Below are 18152 nucleotides of genomic sequence, written 5' to 3'. Positions count from 1 at the left end.
GGCACGCTCGATGGCACGCTCACTGAAGAAGGGTCCGTTCGTGGACCACCACCTGGTGGCCAAGGTCGAGAAGGCCGTGGCGATCAAGGACAAGAAGCCGATCAAGACCTGGTCGCGCCGCTCGACGATCCTGCCCGATTTCATCGGGCTGACGATCGCCGTGCACAACGGCAAGCAGCACGTCCCCGTGTACGTGACCGATCAGATGGTCGGCCACAAGCTCGGCGAGTTCGCCCTGACCCGCACGTTCAAGGGTCATCCGGCGGACAAGAAGGCGAAGAAGTAAGGGGATGATGATGGAAACCCGAGCAATCGTTCGCGGCGTGCGTCTGTCGGTCGACAAGGGTCGGCCGGTGGCTGACCTGGTCCGCGGCAAGAAGGTGGACCAGGCGCTCAACATCCTGGAATTCACGCAGAAGAAGGCCGCCGTCATCATCAAGAAGGCGCTGGAATCGGCGATCGCCAATGCCGAGCACAACGACGGTGCCGACATCGACGAGCTGAAGGTCAAGACGATCCACGTCGAGCAGGGTGCGACCCTGAAGCGGTTCTCCGCGCGCGCCAAGGGCCGCGGCAACCGCATCAGCAAGCCGACCTGCCACATCTTCGTCACCGTCGGCAACTAAAGGCAGAGAAGACCATGGGACAGAAGATTCATCCGGTCGGCTTCCGCCTGCCCGTCACCCGCAACTGGTCCTCGCGCTGGTACGCGTCGAATCGCAACTTCGCGACGATGCTGGCCGAAGACCTGAAGGTTCGCGAATACCTCAAGGCCAAGCTCAAGAGCGCGGCGGTCTCGCGCATCCTGATCGAGCGGCCCGCCAAGAACGCACGCATCACCATCTACTCGGCGCGTCCGGGCGTGGTGATCGGCAAGAAGGGTGAGGACATCGAGAACCTGAAGGCCGAGCTGACGCGCCGCCTGGGCGTGCCGGTGGCCGTGAACATCGAAGAGGTGCGCAAGCCCGAGATCGATGCCCAGCTGATCGCCGACTCGATCACCCAGCAGCTCGAGAAGCGCATCATGTTCCGCCGCGCGATGAAACGTGCGATGCAGAACGCGATGCGCCTGGGTGCCCAGGGCATCAAGATCATGAGCGCCGGTCGTCTGAACGGCATCGAGATCGCTCGCACCGAGTGGTACCGCGAAGGTCGCGTGCCGCTGCACACGCTGCGCGCCGACATCGACTACGGCTTCTCGGAAGCCAAGACCACCTACGGCATCATCGGCGTGAAGGTCTGGGTCTACCGCGGCGATCGTCTCGCCAATGGCGAAGCGCCCGTCATCAAGACCGACGAGCGCGAAGACGACCGTCGCAATCGCCGCGGCCCGCGCAGCGACCGCCCGGCCGGTGACCGCCGTCCGCCGTCGCGCGACGGTGCTCGCCCGGGCCCGCGTGGTCCGCGTGCCGACGCTGGCGCTGCCGCCCCGACGGACAAGCCGGCCGACGGTGCCGCGCCTGCTGCCGCAGACGGCCCGAAGGCCGCCGTGAAGCGCGTGCGCAAGGCCGTCGCCCCTGGCGACGCCAAAGGAGAATAAAAATGCTGCAACCCTCTCGTCGCAAGTTCCGTAAGGAACAGAAGGGCCGCAACACGGGCATCGCCACCCGCGGTGCGAACGTGTCGTTCGGCGACTTCGGACTGAAGGCCACCGAGCGCGGCCGCCTGACGGCACGCCAGATCGAGGCGGCGCGTCGCGCGATCTCCCGCCACGTGAAGCGCGGCGGCCGCATCTGGATCCGCATCTTCCCCGACAAGCCCATCTCGCAGAAGCCGGCGGAAGTCCGCATGGGCAACGGCAAGGGTAATCCGGAGTACTACGTCGCCGAGATCCAGCCCGGCAAGGTGCTCTACGAGATCAACGGCGTTCCCGAAGAGCTCGCGCGTGAGGCGTTCACGCTGGCCGCGGCCAAGCTGCCGTTGCGCTGCACCTTCGTCTCGCGCCAGATCGGCGCCTGACGCTTCGGAGTAATCGACATGAAAGCATCTGAACTTCGCGCCAAGGACGTCGCGGCCCTCGAGCAGGAGGTCAAGGACCTGCTCAAGGCCCACTTCGGCCTGCGCATGCAAAAGGGCACGCAGCAACTGGGCAACACCGCCAGCCTGCGTCTGACCCGTCGTGACATCGCTCGTGCCAAGACCATCCTGGCCGAGAAGAAGAAGGGAGCCGCGCAATGACGACTCAAGAGACCGTCAAGAACACGCGCACCCTCGTCGGCCGCGTGGTCAGTGACCAGCGTTCCAAGACGATCACCGTGCTGGTCGAGCGTCGCGTCAAGCACGAGCTCTACGGCAAGATCGTGGCGCGTTCGCGCAAGTACCACGCGCATGACGAGAACAACGAATACAAGCTCGGCGATCTGGTCGAGATCGCCGAAGGCCGGCCGATCTCCAAGACCAAGGCCTGGGTCGTGACCCGACTGGTCGAGAAGGCCCGCGTGGTCTGAGCCTGACTCGCTGTCCAGGGCTTTGATCGGCCTGCGACGAATGCGACCGGTACGCTGGCATGCTGGCGCACCGGTCGTTTTTCCTTTCGGACCCCCTTCCCTTCCTTCATCAGGAGATGTGCGATGCTGAAAGTCGGTGACAAGCTGCCCGAGGGCGCTCTGCAGGAGTTCATCGAGGTCGAGGGCGAAGGCTGCTCGCTCGGTCCGAACACTTTCGAAATCGGCAAGTTGACCGCAGGGAAGACCATCGCCGTCTTCGCCTTGCCGGGGGCCTTCACGCCCACCTGTTCGGCCCAGCACGTGCCGGGCTTCGTGAAACACGCCGATGCATTCAAGGCGGCCGGTGTCGACGAGATCTGGTGCCTGTCGGTAAACGACGCGTTCGTCATGGGCGCCTGGGGCCGGGAGCAGGGGACCGGTGGCAAGGTCCGCATGATGGCGGACGGTAGCGCGGCGTTCACGCAGGCAACAGGCCTTACGCTGGACCTCAACGCCCGCGGAATGGGACTGCGGTCTCAACGCTACTCCATGCTGGTCGTCGACGGTACCGTCAAGACGCTGAACATCGAGGCGCCAGGCAAGTTCGAGGTGAGCAATGCGGAGACGCTCCTAGCGCAGGCTGGGGCGCTGTGAGCTCGGCCGTTGCGCACACGGGTTGGCGATTGACAACGCTTGACACGATGCCTGTGGTCACAGATAATTCTTAGCTTCGCCGAACGTCGGCTTGGGATTGCGGGGCCGAGAGCCCCGCCGGGTCGCTCTGGCCCGAATCGCCCAAGATGGCCTCGGTCTCGCCCTAAGCAGAGGGGGTCTTGCGGCAACGCAGGCGCCCGATGACGGGCCCAAGACTGCTCACAAGCGACCCATGGTGGGTCGGGCGCGAGACAAGTTGGGGACGGACAATGATTCAAATGCAATCGCGGCTCGATGTCGCGGACAACACGGGCGCGAAAAGCGTCATGTGCATCAAGGTGCTCGGCGGTTCCAAGCGCCGCTATGCCGGCATCGGCGACGTCATCAAGGTCTCCATCAAGGAGGCTGCGCCGCGTGGTCGAGTCAAGAAGGGCGAGGTCTACAGCGCCGTGGTCGTGCGCACCGCCAAGGGTGTGCGTCGCCAGGACGGCTCGCTGGTCAAGTTCGACGGCAATGCCGCCGTGCTGCTGAACGCCAAGCTCGAGCCGATCGGCACCCGCATCTTCGGCCCGGTGACCCGCGAACTGCGGACCGAGCGCTTCATGAAGATCGTGTCGCTGGCCCCCGAGGTCCTCTGAGCGACTGCGAGGAACACACCATGAACAAGATTCGCAAGGGCGACCAAGTCATCGTGCTGACCGGTCGCGACAAAGGCAAGCGTGGCGCCGTAGCGTCGCGCGTCGACGCCGATCACCTGCTGGTTGATGGCGTCAACATCGTGAAGAAGCACGTGAAGCCGAACCCGTTGAAGGGTTCGACCGGCGGCATCGTCGACAAGACCATGCCGATCCACCAGTCCAACGTGGCGATCTACAACCCTGCGAGCGGCAAGGCCGATCGCGTGGGCATCAAGCTCCTGGCTGACGGCAAGAAGGTGCGCGTCTTCAAGTCCAGCGGCGACGAGATCAAGGCTTGAGGCCGAGGTAAGCAATGGCTCAACAACAGACAGCTCGTCTTCAGCAGCATTACCGCGACAAGATCGTCGCCGATCTGGTGGCCAAGTTTGGCTACAAGTCGGTGATGCAGGTGCCGCGCCTGACCAAGATCACGCTCAACATGGGTGTGAGCGAGGCCGTGTCGGACAAGAAGGTCATGGAGCACGCCGTCGGCGACCTGACCAAGATCGCCGGCCAGAAGCCCGTGGTCACGAAGTCGAAGAAGGCGATCGCCGGCTTCAAGATCCGTGATGGCGTGCCCATCGGCTGCATGGTCACGCTGCGTGGCGTGCGCATGTACGAGTTCCTGGATCGCTTCGTGACGATCTCGCTGCCCCGCGTGCGCGACTTCCGCGGCATCTCGGGCCGCTCGTTCGATGGTCGTGGCAACTACAACATCGGTGTCAAAGAGCAGATCATCTTCCCCGAGATCGAGTACGACAAGATCGACGCGCTGCGTGGGATGAACATCAGCTTCACGACGACCGCGAAGACCGACGACGAATGCAAGGCGCTGCTCGCCGCATTCAAGTTCCCGTTCAAGAACTGAGGTGGCCTGTGGCAAAACTTTCGATCAAGCAGCGTGAGCTCAAGCGTGAGCAGCTGGTCGCCAAGTTCGCGAAGAAGTACGCGGAGCTGAAGGCCATCATCAACGACGCGGGCAAGTCCGACGAAGAGCGCTACACCGCGCGTCTGGCGCTGCAGAAGTTGCCGCGCAACGCCTACCCGTCGCGCCTGCGTAACCGCTGCGAACTGACCGGCCGCCCCCGCGGCACCTTCCGCACCTTCGGTCTGGCGCGCAACAAGATCCGTGAACTGGCGTTCAAGGGGGACATCCCCGGCGTCGTCAAGGCCAGCTGGTAAGCCGGCACGCGAACGTACAGGAGAAAACCCATGAGCATGAGTGATCCCATCGCCGACATGCTGACCCGCATCCGCAACGCGCAGATGGTGGAGAAGGCTGTCGTGGTGATGCCGTCGTCGAAGCTGAAGGTGGCGATCGCCCAGGTCCTGAAGGACGAGGGTTACATCGATGCCTACGCCGTCAAGGGTGAGGCCGAGAAGCCGCAACTCGAGATCGGCCTGAAGTACTACGCCGGACGCCCTGTGATCGAGCGCATCGAGCGCGTGAGCCGTCCGGGCCTGCGCGTCTACAAGGGCCGTCACGAGATTCCCCAAGTCATGAACGGCCTGGGCGTGGCGATCGTGACGACGCCCAAGGGCGTCATGACGGACCGCAAGGCCCGCGCTGCCGGTATCGGCGGCGAGGTCCTGTGTTACGTCGCCTGACGCGAAGGAGCTGAAGAATGTCTCGCGTTGGAAAGATGCCGATCGCCGTCCCCAAGGGTGTGGACGTGGCGATCAATGCTGATCAGATCAGTGTCAAGGGCTCGCTCGGTACGCTGGTGCGTCCGGTGAACCGGCTGGTCTCGGTCAAGAATGAAGACGGCAAGCTGAGCTTTGCGCCGGCCGATGAATCGGCGGCTGCGAATGCGATGAGCGGCACGATGCGCGCGCTGGTGGCCAACATGGTCAATGGCGTCAGCAAGGGCTTCGAACGCAAGCTGACGCTGGTGGGCGTGGGCTTCCGAGCCCAGGCGCAAGGTGCCAAGCTGAACCTGCAGGTGGGTTTTTCGCACCCGGTCGTGAAGGACATGCCGGCCGGGATCAAGGTCGAGTGCCCGACGCAGACCGAGATCGTGATCAAGGGGTCCGATCGCCAGGTGGTCGGTCAGATCGCTGCCGAAGTGCGGGCCATCCGCCCGCCCGAGCCCTACAAGGGCAAGGGCATCCGATATGCCGAAGAGAAGGTCTCGCTCAAAGAGACCAAGAAGAAGTAAGGAGCAGCTCGATGTTGAACCGCAAAGATCAGCGCCTGCGTCGCTCCAAGCAGACCCGTGTGCGCATCGCCTTGCAGAAGGTGGCGCGCCTGACGGTGTTCCGTTCCAACCTGCACATCTACGCCAGCGTCATCTCCGACGACGGCTCGAAGGTTCTGGCCAGCGCCTCGACCGCCGAGAAGGAAGTGCGTGCTCGGCTGGGCGCCGCAGGCAAGGGTGGCAACACCGAAGCCGCAGCCCTGATCGGGAAGCGCATTGCCGAGCGCGCCAAGGCGGCGGGCATCGAGTCGGTCGCGTTCGACCGCGGCGGCTTCGCGTATCACGGTCGCGTGAAGGCCCTGGCCGAAGCGGCGCGCGAAGCCGGCCTGCAGTTCTGAGTGCGTTTGCGCACCTTGACTGCACTGCACATCGAAGGAATCTGACATGGCAAAGTTTCAACCCCGGATCGCTGACGACGGTCGTGACGACGGTCTGAAGGAAAAGATGATCCAGGTGAACCGCGTGACCAAGGTGGTCAAGGGCGGTCGCACCATGAGCTTCGCGGCATTGACCGTGGTCGGCGACGGCGATGGCCGTGTCGGCATGGGCAAGGGCAAGGCCAAGGAAGTTCCGGTCGCTGTGACCAAGGCAATGGATGCGGCGCGCCGCGACATGGTCAAGGTCAGCCTCAAGAACGGCACCGTGCACCACAACGTGACCGGCGAGCACGGCGCAGCCAAGGTGTTGCTGGCGCCGGCAGCGCCGGGAACCGGCATCATCGCCGGCGGTCCGATGCGCGCGGTGTTCGAAGTGATGGGCGTGACCGACATCGTGGCCAAGAGCCTCGGGTCGTCCAACCCGTACAACATGGTGCGCGCGACCTTCAATGCGCTGCGCCGCTCGACGACACCGTCGGAAGTCGCCTCGAAGCGCGGCAAGTCGGTCGAAGAGATCTTCAACTGAGCCGCCAGGGGAACGACATGACGGACAAGAAGACGGTCAAGGTGAAGTTGGTGCGCAGCCCGATCGGCACCAAGGAGTCGCACCGCGCTACGGTTCGCGGTCTCGGCCTGCGCCAGATCGGCAGCGAGCGCGTGCTCGAAGACACGCCCGCGGTGCGCGGGATGATCAACAAGGTGAGCTACCTGGTTCAAGTGCTGTAAGGCGCGGACGGACCTGGAGAAGACGATGGAACTCAACACGATCAAGCCCGCCTCGGGCGCCAAGCATGCCAAGCGCCGTGTCGGCCGTGGTATCGGCTCCGGCCTGGGCAAGACCGCGGGTCGCGGCCACAAGGGTCAGAAATCGCGTGCCGGTGGCTACCACAAGGTGGGCTTCGAAGGCGGTCAGATGCCGCTGCAGCGTCGCCTCCCCAAGCGGGGCTTCAAGTCACTGACGCTGAAGTACAACGCCGAGGTCACGCTGGCCGACCTGCAGGTGCTGGCGGCTGACGAAGTCGACGTCCCCACGCTCAAGCAGGCCGGTCTGGTCGGCGAGCGCGCGAAGGTGGTCAAGGTCATCAAGTCGGGTGAACTGAGCAAGAAGGTCGTGCTCAAGGGCATCGGCGCTACCGCCGGCGCCAAGGCCGCGATCGAGGCCGCTGGCGGCTCGGTGGCCTGAGGCTGCGTGTCCGCACGACTCTAGGATCCCTGCGTGGCAACCAACGCGAATCAACTGGCCAAGAGCGGCAAGTTCGGCGACCTGCGTCGCCGGCTTGTCTTCTTGCTGCTTGCGCTCGTCGTCTATCGCATCGGCGCTCACATTCCGGTGCCGGGAATCGACCCGAACCAGTTGCAGCAGCTCTTCAAGGACCAGCAAGGCGGCATCCTGAGCCTGTTCAACATGTTCTCGGGCGGGGCACTGTCGCGCTTCACGGTGTTCGCGCTGGGGATCATGCCGTACATCTCGGCGTCGATCATCATGCAGCTGATGACCTACGTGGTGCCGACCCTGGAGGCGCTGAAGAAAGAAGGCGAGGCCGGCCGTCGCAAGATCACGCAGTACACGCGCTACGGCACGCTGGGTCTGGCGATCTTCCAGTCGCTCGGTATCGCAATCGCTCTCGAAAGCTCTGCGGGGCTGGTCATCTCGCCGGGCATGGGTTTCCGCCTGACGGCGGTGGTGAGCCTGGTCGCCGGCACGATGTTCCTGATGTGGCTCGGCGAGCAGATCACCGAGCGCGGTCTGGGCAACGGCATCTCGATCATCATCTTCGCGGGTATCGCGGCCGGCCTGCCGAGCGCGATCGGCGGACTGTTCGAACTGGTCCGCACCGGCGCGATGAGTATCGTCGCGGCGCTGTTCATCATCTCGATCGTGATCGCGGTGACCTACCTTGTCGTGTTCGTCGAGCGAGGCCAGCGCAAGATCCTGGTGAACTACGCGAAGCGTCAGGTGGGTAACCGTGTCTACGGCGGGCAGTCGTCGCACCTGCCGTTGAAGATCAACATGTCGGGCGTGATCCCGCCGATCTTCGCGTCGTCGATCATCCTGCTGCCGGCCACTGTGGTGGGCTGGTTCGCCACGGGCGACGGCCTGCGCTGGCTGAAGGATCTGGCGGCGCTGCTGTCGCCGGGGCAGCCGATCTACGTGATGCTCTACGCCGCGGCGATCGTGTTCTTCTGCTTCTTCTACACGGCGCTCGTCTTCAACAGCCGCGAGACGGCTGACAACCTGAAGAAGAGTGGTGCGTTCATCCCGGGTATCCGGCCGGGGGAGCAGACCGCGAAGCACATCGATCGCATCCTCGGTCGCCTGACGCTCGGCGGCGCGGTGTACATCACTGCCGTGTGTCTGCTGCCTGAGTTCCTCGTGCTCAAGTACAACGTGCCGTTCTACTTCGGCGGTACGTCCCTGCTGATCATTGTCGTCGTGACGATGGACTTCTGGGCCCAGGTGCAGTCTTATGTGATGTCCCAGCAGTACGAATCGCTGCTGAAGAAGGCCAATTTCAAGGCCAGCTGAACAGGAACGGTTGACGAGAACACATGTCGAAAGATGACGTCATCCAGATGCAGGGCGAGATCCTCGAGAACTTGCCCAACGCGACCTTCCGTGTGAAGCTGGAGAATGGGCACGTCGTGCTCGGTCACATCTCCGGCAAGATGCGCATGCACTACATCCGCATCCTGCCCGGCGACAAGGTGACCGTGGAGCTGACACCCTACGATTTGAGTCGTGCTCGCATCGTCTTCCGGGCGAAGTGAGAACAGAGCAACACCCGGAAGAGCGCAAGAGGTCAAGGAGAAGGTCATGAAGGTAGCTGCATCCGTCAAGAAGATGTGCCGCAATTGCAAGGTCATCCGTCGCAAGGGTGTGGTGCGCGTGATTTGCACCGACCCGCGCCACAAGCAGCGCCAGGGCTGATCGCTCGGCGACGCGACTAGTTAGAGGACGAACATGGCACGTATTGCTGGTATCAACATTCCCCCGCAGAAGCACGCCGAGATCGGCTTGACCGCGATCTACGGCATCGGTCGCACGACCGCGCAGAAGATCTGCGACAGCTGCGGCATCGCCCGCGACAAGAAGATCAAGGATCTGACCGACGGCGACCTCGAGAAGATTCGCGAGGAAGTCGGTCGCATGACGATCGAAGGCGATCTGCGTCGCGAGACCACGATCAACATCAAGCGCCTGATGGACCTGGGCTGCTATCGCGGCTTCCGTCACCGCCGCGGCCTGCCGATGCGCGGTCAGCGCACCCGCACGAACGCCCGCACCCGCAAGGGCCCGCGCAAGTCGGCCGCCGCGCTGAAGAAGTAAGCACATCCGCCGCGACGCCCCGTCCGACGAACCGCTCAGATTGAAGAGAGTCAAGCATGGCCAAAGCACCTAATACCGCCGCACAGCGCGTGCGCAAGAAGGTCCGCAAGAATGTGTCGGACGGCGTTGCGCACGTTCACGCGTCGTTCAACAACACCATCATCACGATCACCGACCGCCAGGGCAACGCGCTGGCCTGGGCATCGAGCGGTGGCCAGGGCTTCAAGGGTTCGCGCAAGTCGACGCCGTTCGCCGCCCAGGTGGCTGCGGAAGTGGCCGGTCGTGCCGCGCAGGACCAGGGCATCAAGAACCTCGAAGTCGAGATCAAGGGCCCCGGTCCGGGCCGTGAGTCGTCGGTGCGCGCGCTGGCCGCGCTGGGTATCCGCATCGTGTCGATTTCCGACGTGACGCCGGTCCCGCACAACGGTTGCCGCCCGCAGAAGCGTCGTCGCATCTGAGCCGCGTGTTAGGCCCGGGCGACCGGGCTACAATACGCAGTTACCCGATTCGCCGGTGGGCACTTCAGTGCACGCCGGCGGTTTTCGTTGAAGCCGCAAGGCTTCGCTAAGCCCACCGTCTGGCTGTCCAAGAAGAGCGACCCTAGAGCGCTCGAACCCCCGGCCAGACTTGCGTGAGGCGCGGCCCCGGCCGCTCCCCACGTCAGAGAACCAAGGAAGCAACGTGGCACGTTATCTGGGTCCCAAGGCCAAACTGGCCCGCCGTGAAGGCACCGATCTGTTCCTGAAGAGCGCGCGTCGCGCCATCGGGGACAAGTCCAAGTTTGAAACCAAGCCGGGCCAGCACGGCCGCACCTCTGGCTCGCGCACCTCCGACTTCGGTCTCCAGCTGCGCGAGAAGCAGAAGGTCAAGCGCATGTACGGCGTACTCGAGCGCCAGTTTCGCCGCTACTTTGCCGAGGCCGAGCGCCGCAAGGGCAACACCGGTGCGAACCTGCTGCTGCTGCTCGAATCGCGCCTGGACAACGTGGTCTATCGCATGGGTTTCGGTTCGACCCGTGCCGAGGCCCGCCAGCTCGTTTCGCACAAGGGCATCACCGTGAACGGTGAGGTCGTCAACATCGCGTCCTACCTGGTGAAGACCGGTGACGTCGTCGCCGTGCGCGAAAAGGCCAAGAAGCAATTGCGGGTGACCGAGTCGCTCAAGCTTGCCGAGTCGATGGGCTTGCCCGCGTGGGTGCAGGTCGATGCGACCAAGCTCGAGGGCGTATTCAAGAAGTCGCCCGACCGCGACGAGTTCGGTTCGGACATCAACGAATCCCTGATCGTCGAACTGTATTCGCGTTGAATTTACAGCGCGCTGCGGCGGTGTCCGGCCTATGGCCCGCGCCGCCCGGCGCGCAAGCGCTTTCCCGGTCCGGGTTCTACGTCGCCGCCAGGCGCGTCGTCTCCGGTGCTCCATCAGCCTTATCGGTGTAACGAGCCGAGGGTAATGACAGGAAGACCTGATGCAAACCAATCTGCTGAAGCCCAAAGCCATCAACGTCGAGCCGCTGAGCGCCGCCAAGGGCGCCCACCGCGCCAAGGTCACGCTCGAGCCCTTCGAGCGCGGCTATGGTCACACGCTGGGCAATGCCCTGCGCCGCGTGCTGCTGTCGTCGATGGTGGGCTACGCGCCGACCGAAGTCACGATCGCGGGCGTGCTGCACGAGTACTCGGCGATCGACGGTGTTCAGGAAGACGTGGTCCACGTCATGCTGAACCTCAAGGGTGTGGTGTTCCGCCTGCACAACCGCGATGAAGTCACGCTGGTGCTGCGCAAGGAGGGTGAGGGTCCCGTCAAGGCCGGCGACATCCAGACCCCGCACGACGTGGAGATCATCAATCCCGACCACGTGATCACGCACCTGTCGCAGGGCGGCAAGCTCGACATGCAGATCAAGGTCGAGAAGGGCCGCGGCTATGTGCCGGGCACGATGCGCCGCTTCGGTGACGAGCCGACCAAGTCGATCGGTCGTATCGTCCTCGATGCGTCGTTCTCCCCGGTTCGCCGCGTGAGCTACACGGTCGAAAGCGCGCGTGTCGAGCAGCGCACGGACCTGGACAAGCTGGTCATGGAGATCGAGACCAACGGTGCGATCACGCCGGAAGAGGCGATCCGCGCCTCGGCCAAGATCCTGGTCGAACAGCTGGCCGTGTTCGCGCAGCTCGAGGGCCAGATCAACGACATCTTCGACGCCCAGCCCGCACAGCGCAGCACGCAGTTCGATCCGATCCTGCTGCGTCCGGTCGACGAGCTCGAGCTCACCGTGCGCTCGGCCAACTGCCTGAAGGCCGAGAACATCTATTACATCGGCGACCTCATCCAGCGCACCGAGACCGAGCTGCTGAAGACGCCGAATCTCGGCCGCAAGTCACTCAACGAGATCAAGGAAGTGCTGGCCTCGCGGGGGCTGACCCTGGGCGGGCGCCTTGAGAACTGGCCGCCGCAAGGCCTGGACAAGCGCTAACGCCAGCCCCCATCAGCCGGCCCTGAAAGCTCGGCATCGGATGACGAGCGCGCGTGTCGCGTTCGATCACGCACCCGCCAGTACCTGATCCGGCTGGCGGTCATTAGCAAGTCAGAAAGCAAGTCGAAAGGACTTCACCATGCGCCACCGTCACGGACTCCGCAAGCTCAATCGCACCTCCGAGCACCGCCTCGCGATGCTGCGCAACATGGCCAACTCGCTGATCCAGAGCGAAGCCATCAAGACCACCGTCCCCAAGGCCAAGGAGCTGCGCCGCGTCGTTGAGCCGCTGATCACGCTGGCCAAGGAGCCGACGCTGGCCAACCGCCGCCTGGCCTTCGATCGAACCCGCGATCGCGATGTCGTCGCCAAGCTGTTCAATGACCTCGGTCCGCGCTACAAGGCGCGCCCGGGCGGCTACACCCGCATCCTGAAGATGGGTTTCCGCGTCGGCGACAACGCGCCCATGGCCTTCGTCGAACTCGTCGATCGCCCCGAGCCTGCGGCCCAAGCGCCGGCCGAGGCGACCGAGTAAGGCGGGTTGATGGTTGGGGCTCCGGGCCGGTGAATCCGCCCGGAGCGCCCGCAACGAGGTTCTGCAAGGCCAGCCATCGTGCTGGCCTTCTTGCTTTCCGTGCCCGCCGGCGCGAGGCGATGGGGACGGAACCGTCAGGAATGACGCAGGGTCCGAACTTCCGATAGCGCTTCGATGACCATGACAGGCTACTCTGCAGGGATTGGCTGCCGACCCTTCCGACCCTCGTTCGACCTGACCGCATGCCCCCCGTGACGCCCATCCGATTCCTGCGCACGCTGCTGCTGTGGCTGACTGCGCTGCTCCCCTTGTTTGCTGCAGCGGCTGAGGATTTCCTGCCGCCCGAGCAGGCCTTTCGCTTCGACGCGCGGGTCCTCGACGGCAAGTCGATCGAGATCGGCTTCGTCGTGGCGGACGGCTATTACCTGTACCGCGAGCCCTTCAAATTTGAAGCACAGGGGGGCGGGGTGGTGCTCGGCGCGCCGGAAATTCCTTCCGGGACGGTGAAGTTCGACGAGACCTTCGAGAAGGATGTCGAGACCTACCGCGGACGCGTGGCGATCCGTTTGCCGGTCGATGCCGCACCGGCGTCCTTCCAACTCGTCGTCACCAGCCAGGGTTGCGCCGATCAGGGGTTGTGCTATCCACCGATGCAGAGCGTGGCCGATGTGCGGCTGGCGGGTTTCGGTGGAGACGGCAGTGTTCGCGTGCCGGCGGACGGTCGCGGGCTCGATGGCGCCCTCGCCGCATCGCGCGCATCGGCCTCCATGGCGGGGGCGAGCCGCAGTGGAGACGCGGCCATCGACCATGCGTTGCGCAGCGGCCGCTTCTGGCTTGTGGTCTTCGCGTTCTTCGTCGCGGGGTTGCTGCTGTCGTTCACACCCTGCGTGCTCCCGATGCTGCCGATTCTGTCGTCGCTGATCGTCGGGCAGGGCGGTCAGGCTGTGGCGCGCTCGCGCGGACTGCTGCTCGCCGGCGCGTATTCGCTCGGCATGGCCTTGGTCTACACCGCGCTCGGCGTGGCCGCGGGTCTGGCAGGCGAGGGCCTGGCGGCGGCCTTGCAGAACGCCTGGGTGCTGGGCGCGTTCTCGCTGTTGCTGACGCTGCTGGCCCTGTCGATGTTCGGCGCCTACGAATTGCAATTGCCAGCGGTGCTGCGCGACCGCCTTGCCGCGTCTTCGGGGCGGCTGCAGGGTGGGCGGCTGGCGGGCGTGTTCGCAATGGGCGGCGTGTCCGCGTTGATCGTCAGCCCCTGTGTTGCTGCACCGCTGGCCGGCGCCTTGCTGTACATCAGCCAGACGCGCGACGTGCTGCTGGGCGGCAGCGCGCTGTTCTCGCTGGCCGCCGGCATGAGCGTGCCGCTGCTGCTGCTCGGTGCGTCGGCCGGGGCCTTGCTGCCGCGCGCGGGGGCGTGGATGGAGAGCGTCAAGCGCTTCTTCGGCCTGTTGCTGCTGGCCGTTGCCTGGTGGATGCTCAGCCCGGTCGTGCCCGCGCCGCTCGCCGTCGCCGGCTGGGGCGTGCTGCTGATCGGTGCCGCGGTGTTCCTGCATGCCTTCGACCGCCTGCCGGAGATCGCCGGCGCTGACCTGCGGCTGGTCAAGGGGCTCGGTCTCGCGCTGGCCGTCGCAGGCGCCACGCAGATCGTCGGCGCTGCGGCCGGGGCGCAGGACGCACTCAAGCCCCTGCAGCCTTTCGTCGTCGGCATCTCCCCAGCTGCGGCTGCGGCGCTGCCTGGCAACGCGATAGCCGCGACGCACGACGGCGTGAGCTTCCGGCGTGTCAGCACGGTCGAGGAACTCGACGCCGCGGTCCGTGGCGCCGGTCGACCGGTGATGCTCGACTTCTACGCCGACTGGTGCGTGAGCTGCAAGGAGATGGAGCGCTTCACCTTCACCGATCCGGCCGTGCAGGCGCGGCTCGGCAAGGCCTTGCTGCTGCAGGCCGACGTGACGCGCAACAGCGAGTCGGACCGGGCGCTGCTCAAGCGCTTCCAGCTCTTCGGCCCGCCGGGTATCGTGTTCTTCGATGCCGGTGGCCGTGAGCTCGAAACGCGTGTCATCGGCTTCCAGAATGCCCAACGCTTCCAGCAGAGCCTGCAGTCGGCGGGCCTGTGAACTGGCGCGACGCAACACGCGCGTGCTATACTCTTGGTCTCAGTCGCGGGGTGGAGCAGTCTGGTAGCTCGTTGGGCTCATAACCCAAAGGTCGTTGGTTCAAATCCAGCCCCCGCAACCAAGATCAACAGGCGCCAGCCTTTTCAAAACGCCCACCGCTCGGTGGGCGTTTTGCTTTGTGCCGCACTCGGTGGACTCGTCGACTTGCGGCTCATCGAGCTGCGTCGTGTTTCGGCATCTCGCTCTCGTGCCAGCGACCGAGCAGCCATTTCGACAGGCCCGAGAACACGAGGAAAATCGCCACACCGAGCAGCGACACCAGCAGCAGCGCGGCGAACATCAAGGGCGTCTCAGTGCGGAAGCTGGCCTCGAGAATGCGCGAGGCGAGTCCGGTGTCTCGCCCGGCTGTGCCGGCGGTGAACTCAGCGACCACTGCGCCGATGAGGCTCAGGCCACCGGCGACTTTCAGGCCCGCCATGAAATAAGGCAGTGCGCTGGGCACGAGCAGGAAACGCAGTCGTTGCCAGCGTGTCGCGCCGTACAGCGTGAACAGATCTCGCAAGCGTGCGTCGGCACTCTTCAGGCCGATAGTGGTGTTCGCCAGGATCGGGAAGAAGGCGACGATCCACGCGCACAGCAGCAATGCCAGCGTGGTGCTTTCGACGTAGATCAGGATCAACGGTGCGATGGCGATGATCGGTGTCACCTGCAGCACGACGGCGATCGGGAACAGCGCCACTTCCACCCAGCGCGACAGCGCGAACGCCACCGCCAGCAACACGCCGCCCAGCACGGCTGCGCCCAGCGCCAGCAGCGTCAGCTTGACGGTGAACCAGAGTGACGGCCCGAGCGTATCCCAGCGTTCGATCAGCGTCCTGAAGATCAGCGACGGCGCCGGCAGGATGTAGTGAGGCACCTTCTGAATGTGGACGACGAGTTCCCAGGTCACCAGCAGCGCCACGATCAGCGCCGCCGGCACGATCGCGCGCAAGGCACGCGCCCGCCATGCCGCGGGCTGCGGGGAGGTATCGGTGCGGGGGCGAGCGACCGGCATCGTCGCAAGCTCAGTCGGGTCCCACCGCAACGCCTTCGACCGCGCGGCGCAGCGCCCGCGAGACCGCGACACATTGTTCGCCGTAGTGCGCGGCAGTCCGGAAGGCCTCGCCGCGCAGTCCGCGCTGCTCGATGCGGATTTCTTCGCGGAGGCGGCCGGGAGCGGGGCCCATCAACAGCACGCGGTCGGCCAGGTAGACCGATTCGTAGACGCTGTGCGTCACGAACACCATCGCGAAGCCTTGCTCGGCCTGGATCGCCAGCAGATCGTCGTTCAGCCTCTGGCGCGTCAACTCGTCAAGGGCGCCGAAGGGCTCGTCCATCAGCAGCAACTGCGGCCGCAGCGCCAGGGCTCGGGCGATCGACGCGCGCATCTTCATGCCGCCCGACAACTCGTGAGGGTAGGCCTTCGCCGCCGCCGTGAGGCCGACCCGGTCCAGCGCCGCGTCGATCGTGGTGGCCGCCGCGGCCCGTGTTCGGCCTTGCAGGCGCAACGGCAGCCACACGTTGTCGGCCACAGTCGCCCATGGCATCAAGGTCGGCTCCTGGAACACGAAGCCGAGCTCCGGCGCGCTGCCGCCGGCCCAGGTCACGGTGCCCGACCCCGGCCGCTCCAGGCCGGCGATCAGCCGCAGCGCCGTGCTCTTGCCGCAGCCCGAAGGTCCGAGCACGCTGACAGTCTCGCCGGCGCGCAGATCGAAGCTCAAGCGGTCGAGGGCCACGATGCCATTGGGGTAGCGCAAACCCAGTTCGCGCAGGCTCAGCAAAGGGGGGGCGTCAGCAGCGTTCATGCGGGCAGCGCCAGCGGTACACGAGCGACCGGATTGTCGTTGGGCGCCTGGGGTGGCGCTCCAAGCCCGGATCAGGCCTGCTGCAACTCTGCGGCACGCAGCGGCGGGACTGCCGAACCGGTCTTCTTCTGCGCCAGGTCGACTCCGTGGCGCACGGCGATCAACTCGGCCAGGATCGACACCGCGATCTCGGCCGGCGTCCTGGCGCCCAGGTGCAGACCGACAGGGCCGTGCAACCGGTCGATCTCGCCAGGCGACAGGTCGAACAGCGCAAGGCGCTCCTTGCGCCGCGCTGTGTTGTCGCGCGACCCCAGCGCACCCACGTAGAAGGCGGGCGACTTCAGCGCCTCGAGCAGCGCCAGGTCGTCGAGCTTGGGATCGTGCGTCAGCGCCACCACCGCGCTGTGCGGGTCGAGTGCCAATTCGACGACCAGATCGTCCGGCATCGCCGTGCTGAAACGGCAGCCCGGCACGTCCCAGCCCAGGTGGTATTCCTCGCGCGGGTCGCAGCAGATGACCTCGAAATCCAGAGCCAGCGCCATCTGCGCCAAGACGCGCGTCAGCTGCCCGGCGCCGATCATCACCAGGCGCCAGCGGGGACCGAACAGTGCACGAAGCGTGTGGCCGTCGAAGCTGAAGGCCTCGCCGCGCGAAGCGGTCTCCAGGGTCACGCTGCCGCTGGACAGGTCGAGGCGGCGCGCCACCAGTTCGTGGCGCGCGGTGCGTGCCAGGAGCTCGTCGATCCAGGCGACCGAACTCAGCGGCTCCTGCAACAGGCGCAGATTGCCGCCGCAAGGCAGGCCGAAGCGGGCCGCTTCCTCCTTGCTCACGCCGTAATTCACGAGCGCCGGGGTGGCGACGCGCTCGCCATGCCGCACGCGGTCGATCAGGTCGTCCTCGACGCAGCCGCCGGATACCGAGCCGACCACCTGGCCGTCGTCGCGCAGGGCCAGGAGCGCGCCCGGCGGCCGGGGCGCCGAGCCCCAGGTTTCCAGCACCGTGACCAGCCAGACGCGTCGGCCTTCGGCGAACCAGCGGCGCGCCTCGGTCAACACCTGCAGGTCGAGACTGTCCATCGTGCACTCGGCGGTCGGGACGTGGACGCGAGGCTCGCGTCGCGCACCCGCGGACGATCAGTCCGCGCTGCTGGTTTCGCTGGTTTCTGCGGCGGCCGCCGCAGCTGCGGCGGCGGCGAGCTTCTTGCTGCGCGGATTCTTCTCGCACAGGGGCTCGCAGACCGGCTGGCTGCGTCCGAGCACCTTTTGCATGGTGCGTCGGTTGGGGGGCTGGTGGGCGCCGCAGAAGAAGCAGGACATGGTGTTCGTCGCGCCCGAGAACGCGCCGGGGCGCGGAGAGAACGGCGAGCCCGGGGCCTTGCTGGTGTAGCGAAGCCCGTCCTGCTGGATGCGGGTCGTGGTGTCTTTGCGTGAGGCCATACCGCTATTGTCTCAGGCTCTGGGCCCTTTTGTCGGCGCGGGGCAACCCGCAGCGAGCGAAAGCGGGTTTCCGGGCCTGCGGCAGGCCCTCGCTCG

The 18152-nt window shown here is 65.5% G+C and carries 30 protein-coding genes and 1 tRNA gene; 27 read left to right on the top strand and 4 right to left on the bottom strand.

What is annotated here, in order from left to right:
* The first annotated feature begins 10 nt into the window (after window positions 1–10).
* The 27 genes from rpsS (at window position 11) to MPE_RS17245 (ending at window position 14897) form a co-directional block, all read left to right on the top strand.
* The gene (gene rpsS, locus MPE_RS17375; RefSeq protein WP_011831013.1) at window positions 11–286 is read left to right on the top strand and encodes a 30S ribosomal protein S19; all 276 of its coding nucleotides are present in this window, start codon (window positions 11–13) and stop codon (window positions 284–286) included.
* Window positions 287–293: 7 nt separating this feature from the next.
* Window positions 294–626: a 50S ribosomal protein L22 gene (gene rplV / locus MPE_RS17370; RefSeq protein ID WP_193373400.1), complete on the top strand. Its 333-nt coding sequence runs from the start codon at window positions 294–296 to the stop codon at window positions 624–626.
* 14 nt (window positions 627–640) lie between these two features.
* Window positions 641–1540: a 30S ribosomal protein S3 gene (gene rpsC, locus MPE_RS17365; RefSeq protein ID WP_011831011.1), complete on the top strand. Its 900-nt coding sequence runs from the start codon at window positions 641–643 to the stop codon at window positions 1538–1540.
* 2 nt (window positions 1541–1542) lie between these two features.
* Window positions 1543–1959, top strand: coding sequence for a 50S ribosomal protein L16 (rplP, locus tag MPE_RS17360; RefSeq protein WP_011831010.1), 417 nt, complete (start codon window positions 1543–1545; stop codon window positions 1957–1959).
* An 18-nt stretch (window positions 1960–1977) separates the two neighbouring features.
* Window positions 1978–2178 (top strand): 50S ribosomal protein L29, encoded by a 201-nt coding sequence (gene rpmC, locus MPE_RS17355; RefSeq protein WP_011831009.1) that lies wholly within the window; start codon window positions 1978–1980, stop codon window positions 2176–2178.
* Window positions 2175–2447, top strand: coding sequence for a 30S ribosomal protein S17 (gene rpsQ / locus MPE_RS17350; RefSeq protein WP_011831008.1), 273 nt, complete (start codon window positions 2175–2177; stop codon window positions 2445–2447). The genes rpmC and rpsQ overlap by 4 nt, the downstream gene beginning before the upstream one ends.
* 123 nt (window positions 2448–2570) lie before the next feature.
* Entirely contained in the window at window positions 2571–3080 is a 510-nt protein-coding gene (locus MPE_RS17345; RefSeq protein WP_011831007.1) for a peroxiredoxin, read from the top strand.
* A gap of 269 nt (window positions 3081–3349) precedes the next feature.
* Window positions 3350–3718: a 50S ribosomal protein L14 gene (gene rplN, locus MPE_RS17340; protein ID WP_011831006.1), complete on the top strand. Its 369-nt coding sequence runs from the start codon at window positions 3350–3352 to the stop codon at window positions 3716–3718.
* 20 nt (window positions 3719–3738) lie between these two features.
* Complete coding sequence (rplX, locus tag MPE_RS17335; protein ID WP_036232806.1) at window positions 3739–4056, top strand: 50S ribosomal protein L24; 318 nt, start codon at window positions 3739–3741, stop codon at window positions 4054–4056.
* 14 nt (window positions 4057–4070) lie between these two features.
* Window positions 4071–4625, top strand: coding sequence for a 50S ribosomal protein L5 (rplE, locus tag MPE_RS17330; RefSeq protein ID WP_011831005.1), 555 nt, complete (start codon window positions 4071–4073; stop codon window positions 4623–4625).
* 8 nt (window positions 4626–4633) lie between these two features.
* Window positions 4634–4939 (top strand): 30S ribosomal protein S14, encoded by a 306-nt coding sequence (rpsN, locus tag MPE_RS17325; protein WP_011831004.1) that lies wholly within the window; start codon window positions 4634–4636, stop codon window positions 4937–4939.
* Between the two features lie 30 nt (window positions 4940–4969).
* The gene (gene rpsH, locus MPE_RS17320; RefSeq protein ID WP_011831003.1) at window positions 4970–5365 is read left to right on the top strand and encodes a 30S ribosomal protein S8; all 396 of its coding nucleotides are present in this window, start codon (window positions 4970–4972) and stop codon (window positions 5363–5365) included.
* A 17-nt stretch (window positions 5366–5382) separates the two neighbouring features.
* Window positions 5383–5916: a 50S ribosomal protein L6 gene (rplF, locus tag MPE_RS17315; protein WP_011831002.1), complete on the top strand. Its 534-nt coding sequence runs from the start codon at window positions 5383–5385 to the stop codon at window positions 5914–5916.
* A gap of 11 nt (window positions 5917–5927) precedes the next feature.
* Window positions 5928–6293 carry a 50S ribosomal protein L18 gene (rplR, locus tag MPE_RS17310; protein ID WP_011831001.1) on the top strand — a complete coding sequence of 122 codons (366 nt, stop codon included), beginning with the start codon at window positions 5928–5930 and terminating at the stop codon, window positions 6291–6293.
* Window positions 6294–6339: 46 nt separating this feature from the next.
* Window positions 6340–6858, top strand: coding sequence for a 30S ribosomal protein S5 (gene rpsE, locus MPE_RS17305; RefSeq protein WP_011831000.1), 519 nt, complete (start codon window positions 6340–6342; stop codon window positions 6856–6858).
* A gap of 17 nt (window positions 6859–6875) precedes the next feature.
* A complete protein-coding gene (gene rpmD / locus MPE_RS17300) occupies window positions 6876–7058 on the top strand; it encodes a 50S ribosomal protein L30 (protein WP_011830999.1) in 183 nt (60 codons plus the stop codon).
* A 25-nt stretch (window positions 7059–7083) separates the two neighbouring features.
* Entirely contained in the window at window positions 7084–7515 is a 432-nt protein-coding gene (rplO, locus tag MPE_RS17295) for a 50S ribosomal protein L15 (protein ID WP_011830998.1), read from the top strand.
* Between the two features lie 33 nt (window positions 7516–7548).
* Window positions 7549–8859 (top strand): preprotein translocase subunit SecY, encoded by a 1311-nt coding sequence (gene secY / locus MPE_RS17290; protein WP_011830997.1) that lies wholly within the window; start codon window positions 7549–7551, stop codon window positions 8857–8859.
* A 23-nt stretch (window positions 8860–8882) separates the two neighbouring features.
* The gene (infA, locus tag MPE_RS17285) at window positions 8883–9101 is read left to right on the top strand and encodes a translation initiation factor IF-1 (protein WP_011830996.1); all 219 of its coding nucleotides are present in this window, start codon (window positions 8883–8885) and stop codon (window positions 9099–9101) included.
* Window positions 9102–9147: 46 nt separating this feature from the next.
* Complete coding sequence (rpmJ, locus tag MPE_RS17280) at window positions 9148–9261, top strand: 50S ribosomal protein L36 (RefSeq protein ID WP_011830995.1); 114 nt, start codon at window positions 9148–9150, stop codon at window positions 9259–9261.
* 33 nt (window positions 9262–9294) lie between these two features.
* The gene (gene rpsM / locus MPE_RS17275) at window positions 9295–9660 is read left to right on the top strand and encodes a 30S ribosomal protein S13 (protein ID WP_011830994.1); all 366 of its coding nucleotides are present in this window, start codon (window positions 9295–9297) and stop codon (window positions 9658–9660) included.
* Between the two features lie 56 nt (window positions 9661–9716).
* On the top strand, window positions 9717–10118 hold the full coding sequence (rpsK, locus tag MPE_RS17270) for a 30S ribosomal protein S11 (RefSeq protein ID WP_011830993.1): 402 nt from the start codon (window positions 9717–9719) through the stop codon (window positions 10116–10118).
* A gap of 223 nt (window positions 10119–10341) precedes the next feature.
* Window positions 10342–10965: a 30S ribosomal protein S4 gene (gene rpsD, locus MPE_RS17265; RefSeq protein ID WP_011830992.1), complete on the top strand. Its 624-nt coding sequence runs from the start codon at window positions 10342–10344 to the stop codon at window positions 10963–10965.
* Between the two features lie 160 nt (window positions 10966–11125).
* Window positions 11126–12127, top strand: coding sequence for a DNA-directed RNA polymerase subunit alpha (locus MPE_RS17260; RefSeq protein ID WP_011830991.1), 1002 nt, complete (start codon window positions 11126–11128; stop codon window positions 12125–12127).
* Between the two features lie 139 nt (window positions 12128–12266).
* The gene (rplQ, locus tag MPE_RS17255) at window positions 12267–12662 is read left to right on the top strand and encodes a 50S ribosomal protein L17 (protein WP_011830990.1); all 396 of its coding nucleotides are present in this window, start codon (window positions 12267–12269) and stop codon (window positions 12660–12662) included.
* A gap of 242 nt (window positions 12663–12904) precedes the next feature.
* Window positions 12905–14776: a protein-disulfide reductase DsbD gene (gene dsbD / locus MPE_RS17250; RefSeq protein WP_011830989.1), complete on the top strand. Its 1872-nt coding sequence runs from the start codon at window positions 12905–12907 to the stop codon at window positions 14774–14776.
* A gap of 44 nt (window positions 14777–14820) precedes the next feature.
* A tRNA-Met gene (locus MPE_RS17245) sits at window positions 14821–14897 on the top strand.
* Between the two features lie 90 nt (window positions 14898–14987).
* On the opposite strand, the gene MPE_RS17240 is transcribed toward MPE_RS17245, so the two are convergent.
* From MPE_RS17240 to MPE_RS17225, 4 genes are all read right to left on the bottom strand, one after another.
* Window positions 14988–15830 (bottom strand): ABC transporter permease, encoded by an 843-nt coding sequence (locus MPE_RS17240; RefSeq protein WP_011830988.1) that lies wholly within the window; start codon window positions 15828–15830, stop codon window positions 14988–14990.
* Between the two features lie 10 nt (window positions 15831–15840).
* Window positions 15841–16620, bottom strand: a complete 780-nt coding sequence (locus MPE_RS17235; protein WP_011830987.1) for an ABC transporter ATP-binding protein — start codon at window positions 16618–16620, stop codon at window positions 15841–15843.
* 71 nt (window positions 16621–16691) lie between these two features.
* Window positions 16692–17696, bottom strand: coding sequence for an XdhC family protein (locus tag MPE_RS17230; RefSeq protein ID WP_011830986.1), 1005 nt, complete (start codon window positions 17694–17696; stop codon window positions 16692–16694).
* 57 nt (window positions 17697–17753) lie between these two features.
* Window positions 17754–18056, bottom strand: coding sequence for a hypothetical protein (locus MPE_RS17225; protein WP_231497657.1), 303 nt, complete (start codon window positions 18054–18056; stop codon window positions 17754–17756).
* Window positions 18057–18152 lie beyond the last annotated feature (96 nt).

The sequence above is a fragment of the Methylibium petroleiphilum PM1 genome (assembly GCF_000015725.1).
GTDB classification, from domain to species: domain Bacteria; phylum Pseudomonadota; class Gammaproteobacteria; order Burkholderiales; family Burkholderiaceae_C; genus Methylibium; species Methylibium petroleiphilum.
This window is presented reverse-complemented; position numbering and strand designations above follow the sequence as displayed.

Excerpts from the sequence above, each read along its gene's own strand:
- rpsS (WP_011831013.1), top strand. The coding sequence starts at position 11 with ATGGCACGCTCACTGAAGAAGGGTCCGTTCGTGGACCACCACCTGGTG.
- rplV (WP_193373400.1), top strand. The coding sequence starts at position 294 with ATGATGGAAACCCGAGCAATCGTTCGCGGCGTGCGTCTGTCGGTCGAC.
- rpsC (WP_011831011.1), top strand. The coding sequence starts at position 641 with ATGGGACAGAAGATTCATCCGGTCGGCTTCCGCCTGCCCGTCACCCGC.
- rplP (WP_011831010.1), top strand. The coding sequence starts at position 1,543 with ATGCTGCAACCCTCTCGTCGCAAGTTCCGTAAGGAACAGAAGGGCCGC.
- rpmC (WP_011831009.1), top strand. The coding sequence starts at position 1,978 with ATGAAAGCATCTGAACTTCGCGCCAAGGACGTCGCGGCCCTCGAGCAG.
- rpsQ (WP_011831008.1), top strand. The coding sequence starts at position 2,175 with ATGACGACTCAAGAGACCGTCAAGAACACGCGCACCCTCGTCGGCCGC.
- MPE_RS17345 (WP_011831007.1), top strand. The coding sequence starts at position 2,571 with ATGCTGAAAGTCGGTGACAAGCTGCCCGAGGGCGCTCTGCAGGAGTTC.
- rplN (WP_011831006.1), top strand. The coding sequence starts at position 3,350 with ATGATTCAAATGCAATCGCGGCTCGATGTCGCGGACAACACGGGCGCG.
- rplX (WP_036232806.1), top strand. The coding sequence starts at position 3,739 with ATGAACAAGATTCGCAAGGGCGACCAAGTCATCGTGCTGACCGGTCGC.
- rplE (WP_011831005.1), top strand. The coding sequence starts at position 4,071 with ATGGCTCAACAACAGACAGCTCGTCTTCAGCAGCATTACCGCGACAAG.
- rpsH (WP_011831003.1), top strand. The coding sequence starts at position 4,970 with ATGAGCATGAGTGATCCCATCGCCGACATGCTGACCCGCATCCGCAAC.
- rplF (WP_011831002.1), top strand. The coding sequence starts at position 5,383 with ATGTCTCGCGTTGGAAAGATGCCGATCGCCGTCCCCAAGGGTGTGGAC.
- rplR (WP_011831001.1), top strand. The coding sequence starts at position 5,928 with ATGTTGAACCGCAAAGATCAGCGCCTGCGTCGCTCCAAGCAGACCCGT.
- rpsE (WP_011831000.1), top strand. The coding sequence starts at position 6,340 with ATGGCAAAGTTTCAACCCCGGATCGCTGACGACGGTCGTGACGACGGT.
- rpmD (WP_011830999.1), top strand. The coding sequence starts at position 6,876 with ATGACGGACAAGAAGACGGTCAAGGTGAAGTTGGTGCGCAGCCCGATC.
- rplO (WP_011830998.1), top strand. The coding sequence starts at position 7,084 with ATGGAACTCAACACGATCAAGCCCGCCTCGGGCGCCAAGCATGCCAAG.
- infA (WP_011830996.1), top strand. The coding sequence starts at position 8,883 with ATGTCGAAAGATGACGTCATCCAGATGCAGGGCGAGATCCTCGAGAAC.
- rpmJ (WP_011830995.1), top strand. The coding sequence starts at position 9,148 with ATGAAGGTAGCTGCATCCGTCAAGAAGATGTGCCGCAATTGCAAGGTC.
- rpsM (WP_011830994.1), top strand. The coding sequence starts at position 9,295 with ATGGCACGTATTGCTGGTATCAACATTCCCCCGCAGAAGCACGCCGAG.
- rpsK (WP_011830993.1), top strand. The coding sequence starts at position 9,717 with ATGGCCAAAGCACCTAATACCGCCGCACAGCGCGTGCGCAAGAAGGTC.
- MPE_RS17260 (WP_011830991.1), top strand. The coding sequence starts at position 11,126 with ATGCAAACCAATCTGCTGAAGCCCAAAGCCATCAACGTCGAGCCGCTG.
- rplQ (WP_011830990.1), top strand. The coding sequence starts at position 12,267 with ATGCGCCACCGTCACGGACTCCGCAAGCTCAATCGCACCTCCGAGCAC.
- dsbD (WP_011830989.1), top strand. The coding sequence starts at position 12,905 with ATGCCCCCCGTGACGCCCATCCGATTCCTGCGCACGCTGCTGCTGTGG.
- MPE_RS17240 (WP_011830988.1), bottom strand. The coding sequence starts at position 15,830 with ATGCCGGTCGCTCGCCCCCGCACCGATACCTCCCCGCAGCCCGCGGCA.
- MPE_RS17235 (WP_011830987.1), bottom strand. The coding sequence starts at position 16,620 with ATGAACGCTGCTGACGCCCCCCCTTTGCTGAGCCTGCGCGAACTGGGT.
- MPE_RS17230 (WP_011830986.1), bottom strand. The coding sequence starts at position 17,696 with ATGGACAGTCTCGACCTGCAGGTGTTGACCGAGGCGCGCCGCTGGTTC.
- MPE_RS17225 (WP_231497657.1), bottom strand. The coding sequence starts at position 18,056 with ATGGCCTCACGCAAAGACACCACGACCCGCATCCAGCAGGACGGGCTT.